Source organism: Corynebacterium sp. BF-R-2 (genome assembly GCF_024586525.1).
Lineage (GTDB): Bacteria > Actinomycetota > Actinomycetes > Mycobacteriales > Mycobacteriaceae > Corynebacterium > Corynebacterium singulare.
On record NZ_JAMFTP010000011.1, the window covers coordinates 88,271 to 102,096 of the forward strand.

9 protein-coding genes, 1 tRNA gene and 2 pseudogenes are annotated in these 13,826 nt (G+C 60.5%); 11 read left to right on the forward strand and 1 reads right to left on the reverse strand.

Features of this window, described 5'->3' with window-relative positions:
- Positions 1-80: 80 nt before the first annotated feature.
- The 7 genes and pseudogenes from M5J09_RS09265 to M5J09_RS09295 form a co-directional block, all read left to right on the forward strand.
- Positions 81-3,059, forward strand: coding sequence for a UPF0182 family protein (locus tag M5J09_RS09265; RefSeq protein ID WP_257157660.1), 2,979 nt, complete (start codon positions 81-83; stop codon positions 3,057-3,059).
- A gap of 157 nt (positions 3,060-3,216) precedes the next feature.
- A tRNA-Met gene (locus tag M5J09_RS09270) sits at positions 3,217-3,293 on the forward strand.
- Between the two features lie 168 nt (positions 3,294-3,461).
- A pseudogene (locus M5J09_RS09275) lies at positions 3,462-6,002 on the forward strand (type I restriction-modification system subunit M); the annotation flags it as partial.
- On the forward strand, positions 5,995-6,498 hold the full coding sequence (locus tag M5J09_RS09280; RefSeq protein WP_227486283.1) for a restriction endonuclease subunit S: 504 nt from the start codon (positions 5,995-5,997) through the stop codon (positions 6,496-6,498). The pseudogene M5J09_RS09275 and the gene M5J09_RS09280, both read left to right, overlap by 8 nt.
- 90 nt (positions 6,499-6,588) lie before the next feature.
- Complete coding sequence (locus M5J09_RS09285) at positions 6,589-7,236, forward strand: restriction endonuclease subunit S (protein WP_227485839.1); 648 nt, start codon at positions 6,589-6,591, stop codon at positions 7,234-7,236.
- Between the two features lie 9 nt (positions 7,237-7,245).
- Entirely contained in the window at positions 7,246-8,022 is a 777-nt protein-coding gene (locus M5J09_RS09290; RefSeq protein WP_070524725.1) for a type I restriction endonuclease, read from the forward strand.
- A pseudogene (locus M5J09_RS09295) lies at positions 7,920-8,330 on the forward strand (Sir2 family NAD-dependent protein deacetylase); the annotation flags it as partial. The gene M5J09_RS09290 and the pseudogene M5J09_RS09295, both read left to right, overlap by 103 nt.
- An 18-nt stretch (positions 8,331-8,348) precedes the next feature.
- Here the strand turns inward: M5J09_RS09295 and M5J09_RS09300 are convergent.
- Positions 8,349-8,870 carry a hypothetical protein gene (locus M5J09_RS09300; RefSeq protein ID WP_070524723.1) on the reverse strand — a complete coding sequence of 174 codons (522 nt, stop codon included), beginning with the start codon at positions 8,868-8,870 and terminating at the stop codon, positions 8,349-8,351.
- 125 nt (positions 8,871-8,995) lie between these two features.
- On the opposite strand from M5J09_RS09300, the gene M5J09_RS09305 reads away from it, so the two are divergent.
- The 4 genes from M5J09_RS09305 to M5J09_RS09320 are packed head-to-tail and all read left to right on the forward strand — an operon-like array spanning position 8,996 to position 13,823.
- Positions 8,996-10,879, forward strand: coding sequence for an HtaA domain-containing protein (locus M5J09_RS09305; RefSeq protein WP_070524721.1), 1,884 nt, complete (start codon positions 8,996-8,998; stop codon positions 10,877-10,879).
- Between the two features lie 43 nt (positions 10,880-10,922).
- Positions 10,923-11,981: a hemin ABC transporter substrate-binding protein gene (locus M5J09_RS09310; protein ID WP_070532438.1), complete on the forward strand. Its 1,059-nt coding sequence runs from the start codon at positions 10,923-10,925 to the stop codon at positions 11,979-11,981.
- Positions 11,962-13,017 carry an iron ABC transporter permease gene (locus M5J09_RS09315; RefSeq protein ID WP_070524716.1) on the forward strand — a complete coding sequence of 352 codons (1,056 nt, stop codon included), beginning with the start codon at positions 11,962-11,964 and terminating at the stop codon, positions 13,015-13,017. The genes M5J09_RS09310 and M5J09_RS09315 overlap by 20 nt, the downstream gene beginning before the upstream one ends.
- The gene (locus M5J09_RS09320) at positions 13,017-13,823 is read left to right on the forward strand and encodes a heme ABC transporter ATP-binding protein (protein ID WP_070564966.1); all 807 of its coding nucleotides are present in this window, start codon (positions 13,017-13,019) and stop codon (positions 13,821-13,823) included. Before M5J09_RS09315 ends, M5J09_RS09320 begins: the two co-directional genes overlap by 1 nt.
- The last annotated feature ends 3 nt before the right edge of the window (positions 13,824-13,826 follow it).

Genomic DNA, 13,826 nt, shown 5'->3' on the forward strand with positions numbered 1-13,826 from the left:
GAAGCTTGATACCTCTATATTCGCACGACACTTGATTGGAGCTGGAGTTGGCTTCCGGACTCAACCGACCCACCGCCCCGATGAAACGTCCACCCAGGGTGCTGTCCTGGGTAGTCGCCGTCATCGCTATCCTCTTGTTCATCGGCCCCATGTTCGTGGGCTTCTACACAGACTGGAAGTGGTTCGGCGCAATTGAGTACCGCGGGGTCTTCACCAAGACCCTGATCACGCGCTTCGTGCTCTTCCTTATTTTTGGTCTGGTCGCCGCCGCCATCACTTACGTTGCTGGCCTTCTGGTCTGGCGCGGGCGCGGGGCATCCATGGACATGGCGGACCTCAATTCGCCCGTCTACCAGTACCGCAAGTCCATTGAAAGCACTATGGGGGTCTTCCTCAAGGCCATCCCTGTGCTTGTTGGTATTGTTTCCGGCCTGCTGGGCCAGGCTAACTGGCGCCCAGTCATGCTTTTCCTCAACTCGCATGATTTCGGCGTGAGTGACCCGCAGTTCAACCACGATCTGGGTTTCTATGCTTTCCGCCTGCCGGTGTGGTCGATGCTGGTCAATGCTCTTTCGTTGCTGTTTGCCGTGTGCTTCCTCATCGCGCTGGTGGGACACTACATTCTCGGTGGCATCCGCATTGGTAACCGCGCGGCCGGTGTGCGCGGCTCGTTGTCGAAGTCCGCGCGCACCCAGCTGGCCGTGACGGCTGGTATCTGGATGCTGCTGCAGGTGGCCAGCTACTGGCTGGAGCGCTATCAGTTGCTCTACACGAAGCACTCGCTGTTCACCGGTGGTTCTTACACCGACATCAACGCCTACCTACCGGCGAAGATTATCCTCATGATCATCGGCGTATTCGTCGCCGTGGCCATTTTCTCCGCAGTGGTGATTAAGGACCTGCGCATCCCGGGTCTTGCTGTGGTGCTCATGGTGCTCTCGGCACTGGTCATTGGCCAGGGCTGGCCGCTCATCATGGAGCGCTTCTCCGTGAACCCGAACCGTCAGGCCAAGGAAGCCGAGTCCATTTCCCGCAACATCGAGTCCACGCGTTTTGCTTATGGTCTGACCGAAGACAAGGTGACGTACGAGGAAAACTGGGGCGCCGGTGACGTTGCCGATGACAAGGTTGCCTCCGATGATTCGACAATCTCCAACCTGCGCCTGCTGGACCCGGATATTCTGGCGCCAACCTTTACCCAGATGCAGCAGCTCAAGAACTTCTACGGTTTCCCGGAGACGCTGGCGATGGACCGCTACGAGATCGACGGCGAGATCCGTGATTTTGTTGTCGCTGCCCGCGAGTTGGATCCCAACGAGCTGCAGGAGAACCAGCAGAACTGGATCAACCGTCACACCGTGTATACCCACGGCAATGGCTTCATCGCCGCTCAGGCCAATACGGTTGATGAGGTCGCCCGTGATGCAGGTTCTGCCCGCGGTGGCTTCCCCATCTTCACCGTGGCTGATCTGCAGACGCAGTCTGGCAAGGATGCCGAGGGCGAAGGAGAGACCAAGAACGCCGAGGAATCCTTGGGCATTAAAGTGGACGAGCCGCGCATTTACTTTGGCCCGGTAATCGCTAGCGCACGCGATGGCATGGATTACGCCATCGTGGGCAAGACTGGTGAGCAGTCGGTGGAGTACGACACCGATACCTCCACCTACACCTACGAGGGGAAAGGTGGCGTGGACATCGGAAACCTTGTGGACCGCACAGCCTTTGCCCTGAAGTACCAGGAGCTGAACTTCCTGCTGTCGGACCGTGTTGGTTCGGAGTCCAAGTTGCTTTATGACCGCGATCCGCGTGAGCGCGTGGAGAAGGTTGCTCCGTGGCTGACCACGGATTCTTCCACCTACCCGGCGGTCATTGATGGCCGCATCAAGTGGGTTGTCGATGGCTACACCACCCTGGACTCGCTGCCGTACTCGCAGCGAACCTCCCTGACGGAGACTACGCAGGATGCGCAGAACCCGAACGGCACGACGCAGCGTCTGGTCAACGACCAGGTGGGCTACATCCGTAACTCGGTGAAGGCTACTGTCGACGCCTATGATGGCACCGTTGATCTCTATGAGTTCGACACCGAAGACCCTGTCCTCAAGGCGTGGGAAGGCGTCTTCCCGGGCGTGGTGAAGCCGGAGTCGGAGATCTCCGACGAGCTGCGTCAGCACTTGCGCTACCCGGAGGACATGTTTAAGGTCCAGCGCAACCTTCTGGCCAAGTACCACGTTGATGACCCAGGAGTGTTCTTCAACAACGATGCCTTCTGGTCTGTCCCGGAGGATCCGACCGCCGGAGAGTCGCAAGGCCTGAACCAACCGCCGTACTATGTGCTGGCCTCTGACCCGGAGACCAATAAGCCGAGCTTCCAGCTCATCACCTCCTACCGTGGCCTGAACCGTCAGTTCCTGTCCGCACACATGGCCGTGTCCTCCGACCCGGAGACTTACGGCGATATCACCGTGCGCGTGCTGCCGACGAATACCCAGACTCAGGGTCCGAAGCAGGCCCAGGATGCCATGATGTCCTCCGACCAGGTCGCGCGTGACCGCACGCTGTGGCAGGGCTCGAATGACCTGAAGAACGGTAACTTGTTGGCGCTGCCGGTGGGCGACGGTGAAATCCTTTACCTCGAGCCCATCTACTCTCAGCGAAAGGGCCAAGAGTCGGCCTTCCCGAAGCTGCTGCGCGTGCTTGTGTCCTACAAGGGCCGAGTAGGCTACGCCCCGACGATTGGTGAGGCCCTGGAACAGGTCGGCATCGATCCGAAGGCCGCCCAGGACATCACGGAGATCGAAGGCGATACCGGCAAGGACGGTGACCAGGCTGGAAACACTGGCGGTGACAAGAAGGACGCGGCTGACTCCAAGGACTCCGACGCTTCCGCACCGGCCTCCGCTCCGAAGGCATCGAGTGAAGGCGAGGCTATCGACGCCATCAACAAGGCTCTCGATGGCGTGGACAAGGCTAAGAACGGTTCCTTTGAGGAGTACGGCAAGGCCTTGGACGAGCTGGACAAGGCAGTGGAGGAGTACCGCTCGCTGCAGTCTCAGTAGTAGCTCCACGTAGTCCAGAGAAATGGCGCCTGCCCAGGGGATTTGGGTAGGCGCCATGGCGTCTGTATAGTTACATGAGTCGCCGGCACACGGGGTAAAAATCCTAGTGATTAACCACAGTGTGCTGAAGCGCTTGATGTTCGGAAGTACATCTCGACGCGGGGTGGAGCAGCTCGGTAGCTCGCTGGGCTCATAACCCAGAGGTCGTAGGTTCGAATCCTGCCCCCGCTACCAACTTCCCGCCCCTACCAGTGGAAACACCGGTAGGGGCCTTTTCTGTTTTGTGCTGGAATCGCCATTTGGGGCTTTGAATCCTGCACCACGTAGGACTTCGCCGCTCCCCCCAAGCCATGCACTTAGAAAGTAAAATCTTCTCGCTGTACGGTATCGTCGGTACGCTCAAAGATCGAAGCGCAGGATTACAAGGACTACATTCTCGGCTTCATCTTCTATAAGTTCCTGTCCGACCAAGTAGAGCAGTTCATGCTCAATAACGACGCTGAACCGGAAGACCTGCCCGATGCGCTCGTTGAGACCGACACTGACACCGTGGCCCTGGTGCGTAACAACTTGGGCTACTTCCTCACTTACGAGAACCTGTACTCGACGTGGCGGGACATGGGTAACGACTTTTCCATCGCTCACGTGCGCGACGGCCTGGCTACCTTCAAGCGCAACATCGCCCCGGAGCACAAGCACGTCTTCGAGGGCATCCTTAACACCCTGGACACCAGCCTGTCGAAGCTGGGCACAACCGACGCTGCCCGTACCTCAGCCATCAAGAAGCTACTGGACCTTATCGATGACATCCCCACTGATGGCAAGCAGGGCTATGACGTGCTGGGATACATCTACGAGTACCTCATCGAGAAGTTCGCGGCTAACGCGGGCAAGAAGGCAGGCGAGTTCTACACCCCGCATGAGGTCTCGCTCATCATGAGCAACATCGTCGCTGACCACCTCAAGGACCGCGACGAGATTCAGATTTACGACCCGACCTCCGGCTCTGGCTCCCTGCTGCTTAACATCGGCCATGCCGTCGCCAAGCGCATGGGGGACCCAGACCGTATTAAGTACTTCGCCCAGGAGCTGCGCGAGAACACCTACAACCTCACCCGCATGAACCTGGTCATGCGCGGCGTGAAGGCGGACAACATCGTCGCCCGCAACGGTGACAGCTTGGCCCATGACTGGCCGATGTTCGACGAGTTCGACCCGGTACAGACCTACCAGCCGCTCTATGTGGACGCCGTAGTCTCCGACCCGCCCTACTCCCAGAAGTGGGAACCCGAAGGCAACGAGGCTGACCCGCGATTCGCACGGTTTGGTCTAGCTCCGAAGACCAAGGCCGACTACGCCTTCTTGCTGCATGAGCTGTTCCACGTCAAACCCGACGGTATCCTCACCATCGTCCTGCCGCACGGCGTGCTGTTCCGTGGCAGCTCGGAGGCCGACATCCGCCGCAATCTCATCGAGGCCAACCACATCGATGCCATTATCGGCCTGCCTTCCAACATCTTCTACGGCACCGGTATCGCGACCATCATCATGGTGCTCAAGCAAGAACGTGACCGCGATGACGTGCTGTTCATCGACGCCTCGCAGGGCTTCATCAAGCAGGGTAAGTACAACCACCTGCGTGCCCGCGACATCCAGCGCATCGTCGATGCCGTCCGCAACCGCGTTGACGTGCCACACTTCGCTAAGGTCGTGACCCGCGACGAGATTCGTGCCAACGACCACAACCTCAACATCCCGCGCTACGTGTCCGCCACCCTGCCGCCAGAGTCTGTAGACCTGTACGCCACCATGCACGGCGGCATCCCCACCAGTGAGATTGCCGCCTTGGAGCACTACTGGACCGCCCTACCGGGACTGCGTGAGGCGCTGTTCACCGAGAAGGTAGAAGGCTACGCGGAGCTGAAGACCGCCAACCTGCGCGAGACCATCGACAAGCACCCTGCAGCCCAGGCACTGCGTAACCAGGTTGACGCTGCACTATCCGACCTCCCGGAGAAGCTGCACGCGCTGCTGGTGGACGGCGCGGCCACCGTGCCCATTACCACCACCGAGGACCAGCTTAAGGCAGACCTGTTCGACCGACTCGACCCTGTACCGTTGGTTGATGCCTACGAGGGCTACCAGGTACTGCATGACAGCTGGGTCAAAACCGCCGGTGACCTAGAAGTCATCCAGACCGAAGGCTTCGATGCCCTGCGGGTCAACCACCCCGTGATGGAGTGGAAGACCAAGGAAAAGAAAAAGGTCTATGTCCAAATCGGATGGGACGGGCGCGTTGCTCCCAACGAGTTGGTGCAGACCTTCTACCTGGCGCAACAGAAGGACCAGGTAACGCAGCTAAGTCGCGACGTGGACACAGCTGTATCTGAGCTAACACAGCTTGTCGAGGGCTTAAGCGAAGTCGACAAGACCGACCTGACCGAGATACTTAACGACAAGCAGGACGCCTTCAAGAAGACCGAGCTGAACAAGGCCATCAAGGACCTGCCGAAGCTGGCCAAGGGCGAGACCTGGCCGGAGGACAGCACTGAGGCTGCCATGCTCAGCGCCAAGGCACTTATCGCCCAGCGGGACAAGCTCAAGAAGAACCTCAAGGCTGCGCAAGAGCAGTTGGAGAAAGACACCTACGCGACCATTGAAGCGCTTACCGAAGCGCAGGTCGATGAGGTGCTCACCGCCAAGTGGATTACTTCACTTATGGATGACCTGCGCGAAATCCCTGGTCACGTGCTTGCAGGCCTGGCCGGCCGCGTCCAGGCGCTGCACGACAAGTACGCCGTCGCGCTGACCGACCTCGACGTGAAGATTCGCGAGACGGAGCAAGAACTCGCTGGCCTACTGAGCGGGCTTACCGGCAACGCCGCCGACATGCAGGCCGTGGCTGCACTCCAGGAGCTGCTGGGCGGTGGTCGCGATGCATAGTCACAACGTGCCCGCACTGCGCCTGGAGGGCTTCGATGGTGAGTGGGAATTGAAAGCCATTGGAGACCTCAGCGAAAGGACTTACGGTGGCGGTACGCCATCTAGCGATGAACCGGGCTACTGGTCCGGGGACATCCCTTGGATTCAATCCTCTGATGTTGCGGAGCAGGGGGTCGCCCCGGTCGCCCCTCGTAAGCACATCACCGAGGAAGCTATTTCACGCTCTGCTGCTATGCAGATTCCTGCCGACTCTGTTGCAGTCGTCACTCGTGTTGGCGTTGGCAAGGTCTCTTTTATGCCGTTCCCTTACGCCACCAGCCAGGACTTTGTATCGCTATCAGACCTTTCCGGTGACCCTGAATACATCGCTCTTACTGTTAAGCGGCGTATGGAGGGACTCGCTGACCAGCTGCAGGGTAGCACCATCAAAGGTATCACGAAGACTGAGCTGTTCAATCAGGCTGTTTATTTCCCGCCCGCTCTCGAAGAACAGTAGGCCATCGGCGCTATCTTCACCAACCTCGACGATGCCATCAACCAGCACACCAAGAAGCACCAGGCCCTGCAGCAGGCCAAAACTGCTCTCATGCAACGGATGTTCCCGCAGGAGGAGGGGCAGACGGTGCCGGAGTTGCGGCTGGAGGGCTTCGACGGTGAGTGGAAGACGACAACACTGGGTGAACTCGGCTCGTTCAAGTCAGGCGTCGGATTCCCGGAACGTGAACAAGGCGGGGAAGCAGGCCTACCTTTCTACAAGGTATCGGACCTCTCCGCACCAGGGAATGAGCTGCAACTGCGCTCCGCCAACCACTATGTGACGGAGGAACAGATTGTTCGTAATCACTGGGTGCCTGTAACAGCTGTACCTGCGATTCTGTTCGCCAAGGTTGGTGCTGCTGTCTTCCTAGGGCGCAAAAGACTCGCTACCGATACATTCCTCCTCGACAACAATCTCATGGCGTTTTCCTTGGACACCAAATCTTGGGATGTTCAGTTTGCCGATACCTACCTCAAGACGGTGGACCTGACCCGATTCACTCAGAGCGGTGCTTTGCCGTCACTGAACGCCCGTCACTTGGCAGAGGCGGCGGCTACCATTCCACCCACCCTTGAAGAACAACAGGCCATCGGTGCAGTGTTCACACGGCTGGACACGCTCATTGCTACCGAGGCCAAGTACATCGAGTCCCTTAAGCAGGCCAAGGCGGCGCTGCTGCAACGGATGTTCATCTAAGGAGCAGCTATGACCACACCATTTCGTTCTGAGGCTGAGTTCGAGGCGGTACTCATCGACCTGCTAACCCGCCACGGCTGGAGCAAGGAGTTGCTGCGCTTCCCGACAGAGCAGCAGCTCATCGACAACTGGGCGAACATTCTTTACGCCAACAACCGGGGCCGTAACCTGCTTGGCGACGTGCCGCTCACCGAGGGCGAGATGGCGCAAATCATCGAGCAGGTCAACAACCTGCGTACGCCGCTGGCGCTCAACGAGTTCATCAACGGTAGCACCGTGACCATTACCCGAGATGCACCGCAGGCCGCCAACTTCGGCTCTGAGGTTAGCCTGAAAATCTACGATCGCCTAGAGATTGCCGGTGGCCAGTCGCGCTACCAGATTGCCGTCCAGCCGCGCTTCCAGACCGCCAATGAGCTGCTGCCCACCCGACGTGGCGACTTGATGCTGCTCATTAACGGTATGCCGGTCTTCCACATCGAGCTGAAGCGCTCCGGCGTGCCGGTCTCCCAAGGTGCGAACCAGATAGCCAAGTACGCCCACGAGGGCGTCTACCAGGGAATCTTCTCACTGGTGCAAATCTTCGTCGCCATGACCCCAGAAGAGACGATCTACTTCGCCAACCCGGGCGCAGGCAAGTTCAACCCGGACTACTTCTTCCACTGGGCAGACTTCAACAACGAGCCGCGAATCCGGGCTATCTGGAGCGCTGGGTCGTGCGCGCGGATGAAGTTAACCCGGACGGCGACGTCGCGCTGTCGCAGCAGGCGGTCGACGAGTTCGTGATGGCGCCGTGCGTCCGCTGCGGTTCGGAGCTGCTCAAGCCGGACGTCGTCTACTTCGGCGAGCCGGTTCCGGTGGAGCGGCGGGACGCCGCGCGTGCGCTGCTTGCGGACTCGCGCTCGCTGCTTGTCGCCGGTTCGTCGCTCGCCGTGATGAGTGGCTATCGCTTCATGCTCGACGCGCTCAAGCAGGGCAAAGAGGTCTCTGTGGTGAACGGCGGCCCCGGACGCGGCGACCCGAAGGCGACGACGCTGTGGCGCACGCAGGTAGCGCCGGCTTTTGATGAGCTACTGGATCTGCTTGATGTGTAAGGCTGGGGTACGGCAGGCCTAAAGCTTCTCGAAGTACATGACTGCGGTGTCGGTGTTTTTCTCTGGTGCCGGGGGATCGGTCTGCTTGCCTCGCCACAGGGGGCTGATGCCTGGCATGAACCAGGCGAGCAGGGCAACGAGAACCGCGATGACGATGGCGGCGGGAGTTGCATATTCGAGCGGCACGAACCAGTATCCGGCCGCGCACAAGGCGATGATGATGCAGACCCACAAGGGGACTAGGACGCCGAGGTTGAGCCGCCGCGTGGCGCGGTATTCGGCCCAGTCTTCGCCGGGGAAGCGAGTGCGCGCTTCGGAGCGAATCCGACGCGCGGTCTTGTGCTGTTGCAGCACCGAGGCGATGAGGGTGAAGGCCACGCCGGCGCCTGCAACGAGCATGTCTGCGGTGACGGCTCCATAAGCTGCAATCGCGAGCGCGAGAGACAGCGCAAGGCGCTCGGAGACGCTGAGAGGTAGCCCACGCGTGGGGTCTACGTCGGGATACAGATTTTTGAAGGCGCTGGTAGACGACGATGTCATGACCGAATGAGGGTGTCCTTTGTTGGGGGTTGCTTACCTAATCTAGGTTAGTATAGCCTATACAAAACTGCTTAGGTATGTGTAGCCTAACTTCTGATTCTTTTTGTTCATCGCATCAATACTTCATGAGGACTCTCTCCGTGATTCTCCGTCGAATATTGGGCACTCTTGCTGCCAGTACTCTCATCGCACTCCCTTCGGTCGCGCTCAACGCTCCTGTCGCCTCGGCTGCCGGCACTTGCTCCTGGAATTGGGGCATTAAGCAGTCCTACCGAAGCTATATCCAAGGCCAAGTCGCCAAGGGCCAGTGGGAAACGGACGGCATTGGTTTTACCGGTTCCGAAACCGGCGCAGACGGTGCTTTTACCTTCACTCCGGGCAAGGCTTCCGTAAACGGCGATACCGTCACCGTCCCCTTCGGCGGCGTCATCCACTTCACTGGACACAACTACGGCGGCGACGATCTGTTGGATATGACGCTGACAGACTGGCAGATTCAGGCCTCCGGCAACCGGGCGGCGATCGTGGTGGATTACGTCTCTTATGAATCTGACATGGTGGATAAGTCCGCACGCGGCCCGCAGATTACCGGCGATAACGTGGTCATCGCGGGGATCGATCTAGATCAACCCGTCGACGCGTCCGCGCACACGCTCGACCTTTCCGGCGACGTCACGCTCACCGACGAAGGACACAAACTCTTCATTGCCTATGAGTCGGGACAGTCGATGGACCCCTCGTCAGGGACCGTGGCCACGGATGGCAGCTGCGGCGGGTCCTCTGGCGGTTCAGGCAGCGGTTCGAAGTCCTTGGGGACAATCTCGGGCACGTTTACTGGTCGCAATGCAGAAGCCATGGCGATTCTGAAGGAAACGAACGACACCATGAATGGCCTGACCACCTTCATGGGCAACACGGAGTCCTTCCTAGACCAGCTAGAATCCTTCCGTTCTCGCACGGAAGCCGCCACGGGCACGACCACCAGCACTACCACTAGCACCACGAGTGGTTCAGGCGCGTCGGGAGCCAACACTTCGGGCACCGCGAGCCCTTCGGGTGCTTCGGGTAGTACTTCGAGCACTTCGGGTAGTACTTCGGGCAGTACTTCGGGTACTTCCGGCACTACTGGTGCTACTGGAACCACAAGAACCGCGCGGCCACAGGACCCCGGGTCCGCGGCTAGTGATGGGCAGTCAGAAACCTGCGTAGCCACGGGCGTGCAGGCTGCGACCGCCGAGTGGGGTGTCAAGAAGTCCTTCCAGTCGTATATCACCGGCTCCATCGCCAAGGGCGCCTGGACGCTCGACGGCGTAGGGTACGACAACTCGCGTTTCCAGTTCACGGGCACCGGCGGAGATGTGGATACTGCGGCGCAGTCAGGTTCCATCCGCTACGGCGGCGCTATGCATTTTACCGGCCACAACGGAGTCCTCGATCTCAATATCGCGAACCTGGAAGTCCGGTTCAACGGGACGAGCGGTCAACTCATCGCCGACGTGCGTTCCTCCAACATGGAGGGCGAGCGCAAGGACTTTGGACGCACGGTGCTCGGAGACGTGTCGTTTAGCCTGCTCGACGTGAGTGACTCCGCCGTCGACGGCGAAGCCACCGTCACGCTGACCGCAGCGGGCAATGATGCGTTCGCGAATTTCTATGAGCCGGGCACGACCCTTGATCCGCTTTCGTTGCATGCACAACTTGGCGGATCCGGGGACTGCGCCGGGGCGAGCGGAACTACGGCACACACTGGTGCGGCGACGACCTCCGGCGGTCAGAGCGCTGCGGCGGCAAAGCGGGCGGCATCGGAAAGCTCTGCGGGAGACGGCCCGCAGGCCGCGGCCGGCACGAGCACGTCTGGTTATGAAGACGGCAGCGGCAACTTCCAGATCAAGAAGGCCGCGGCCGCGGGCTCCTCGCCGGAGGCGAGCACGTGGCTCCTGCTGCTTATCGCAGGCCTCGCCATCGCCGGCGGTTCCATGGGCTCCGTCGTCCTGCGCAACCCGGCGTAGCGCACCCCTTGTTACCCAAGACTTGAGAAAGGATACGTTTCGCATGAAACGACTTTTGGTGGCGTTGGCGTGTGTCTTCGCCCTCACAGGGTGCGGCGTCCAAGGCGCCTATGAATCCCAAGACGCGCAGCTGCGCGACGCCCTCCCAGACGCGCAGTCGGCCAAAGACCCGCGCTCGTTTACGGGTGTGTCGAATGTGACGGACTTCGAGGATGTCGTCGCGGTGGCGGAGTCGCCTACTCCCGCGCTGCCGGTAGAGCTCACGGATGCTGACGGCTACGACGTCTCCGTTACGGATGTGTCCCGAATCGTGGCATTGGATCTCTACGGTACGTATACGAAAACCCTCGAGGGCCTAGGGCTTACGGACAATATCGTGGGTCGCACGGTGTCGTCGACGGAAAACGCTATCGCCGATCGCCCCGTCGTGACCCAGGGCGGACACAACATCAACGTGGAAGCCGTGCTCGAACTCCGGCCCACGCTGGTCATCGTCGATCATTCGATCGGCCCACGCGACGCCATCGACCAGATTCGCGCCGCAGGGGTGACCACCGTGGTCATGGAGCCGAAACGCACCATTGACTCGGTGGCCGAGGACATCACAAACCTGGCCGCGGTCGTGGGTCTGCCAGACGAAGGCGAAACGCTGGCCAACCGCTCCGTCGAAGAAATCGAAAAAGATAAGGCGGCCATCGCAGACATCGTGCCGGAGGAGCCAATGCGCATGGCGTTCCTCTACGCGCGCGGCAACGGCGGCATCTTCTTCATCATGGGAGAAGGCACGGGTGCCAAGGACCTCATTGAGGGTGTGGGCGGCGTAGACCTCGGCACCGAATACCACCTCTCTTACGCCGAACCTGCCAACGCCGAATCTTTGGCAAAGATTAACCCTGAGGTCATCATCATGATGACGGGCGGCCTGGAGTCGACCGGCGGCGTCGAAGGCCTCCTCGAGCGCCCCGGCATTGCACAAACCACCGCGGGCCAAAAGCAGCGGATCGTGACCATCCCAGACGGGCAATCGCTCGCCTTCGGGCCCTTGACCGGACAGACCCTTCTCAAACTTGCGCAGGCAATCTATGACCCAGACAATGCTTAAACCGGCGGCCCCCACGGAGGTTTTCGCTCGGCGCTCCCGCCTGCGGGTTGGTGTATTCGTATCGCTTGGGGTGCTGCTTGGTGTCGCCTTCATCCTGTCGCTTGCGCTGGGGCAGTACTACGTCGCGCTGGGTGACTTGGTGCAGATTATGGCCGCGGGCCCTGGCGGTGGCTTGACGGCCAACGTCGTGTGGCAGATCCGCCTGCCGCGCATTCTGCTCGGTTTCTTGGTCGGCGCGTGCTTGGGAGTGGCGGGCACGCTCATGCAGGCCGTGTTCGCCAACCCGCTGGCTGAGCCCTCCATCGTGGGCGTGACCTCCGGTGCCGGTGTAGGCGCGGCCGTGGTAATCGTCTTTAATATCTCCGTCCTGGGTACCTTCACGGTGCCGCTCGCGGCGTTTGCTACGGCGCTGCTGGTTACCGCGCTGATCTACCAGTTGGCGCGCTCACGAGGGCGTGTGGCGGTGGTCAATCTGATCCTGACCGGCATTGCTATCAACGCGGTGTGCAACGCCATCATCTCCTTCATGATGTACCTGGCGCCTACCGCGAACCGCGAGCAAATCATCTTTTGGCAAATGGGTTCGCTCAACGGTTCCCAGTGGAAACACGTGTGGGTGGGCCTCCCCATCGCCCTCCTCGGGATGGCCATTGCGCTGCGTCTTGGCCGCCAGCTAGATGTGCTCGCGCTGGGCGAGCGCGCCGCGGAACACACTGGCGTCGACGTCAAGCGACTGCGCATTATCGCCATCGCTGCCTCGGCGATCCTTACCGCCGGCGCAGTTGCTTTCGCCGGACTTATTGGGTTCGTCGGCCTTATCGTGCCGCACCTGCTGCGTACGATCATCGGCCCAGAAAACAGGGTCTTGCTGCCGGCCTCTGCGGTGGCGGGCGCCGTACTCATTGGCTTTGCCGACGTCGCTGCGCGCACGCTCATTCCTTTCGCCGACCTTCCCATCGGTATCTTTACCGCGCTCGTGGGTGGCCCCACCTTCTTCGTGCTGTTGCGCCGGATGATGAAGAAGGGAATGCATTGATGATTAACGTTGCGAATCTTTCCGTTTCGATCGGCGAGCGGAACCTGCTTTCCGATGTCTCCTTTGTCGCCCGCCCAGGGGAGGTCACCGGCCTCATCGGCCCGAATGGTGCGGGCAAGTCCACGCTGCTGGCGGCCATCGCCGGCGATATTGATTACACCGGTTCCGTTTCCCTCGTGGGGCAGGATCCGGCGGTGTCCTCCCCAGGGGCGTTGGCCCGTGCGCGTGCGGTGATGCTGCAGGACGTTACTGTGTCCTTCCAGTTTCTCGTGCGTGATGTAGTGGCCATGGGCCGGCGCCCTTGGGAGGGCACCGCCAGGCAGGCCGAGGACGCCGCGATCATCGACGCAGCGCTTGCGGCGGTGGATGCGACGCACTTGGCCGGCCGCGATATTGCCACGCTCTCTGGCGGGGAGCGTGCGCGTGTGGCGTTGGCCCGTGTACTGGCGCAGCAGACCCCGGTGATTCTTCTCGATGAGCCGACTGCGGCGCTGGACATCCGCCACCAAGAACAAGTCTTGGGATTGGTGCGCTCGATCGCGGCGCAGGCTGGAGTGGCGGTGCTGGTGGTACTCCACGATTTGGGCGCCGCTGCGGCCTATTGCGATCACATCGTGTGCCTAGCAGACGGGGCAGTTGCCGCCGCCGGCCCGGTGCGCGAGGTCTACACCGACGAGATTTTGTCGCAGGTCTATCGCTGGCCCATCCAGGTGAGCAAGGCAGACGGCCACATCTCAGTCCATCCCGCGCGATGTCAGGTCGCCGATCCCGAGCAGTCTTTTGTCGATCTACTTAAGGAGTCTTAACTC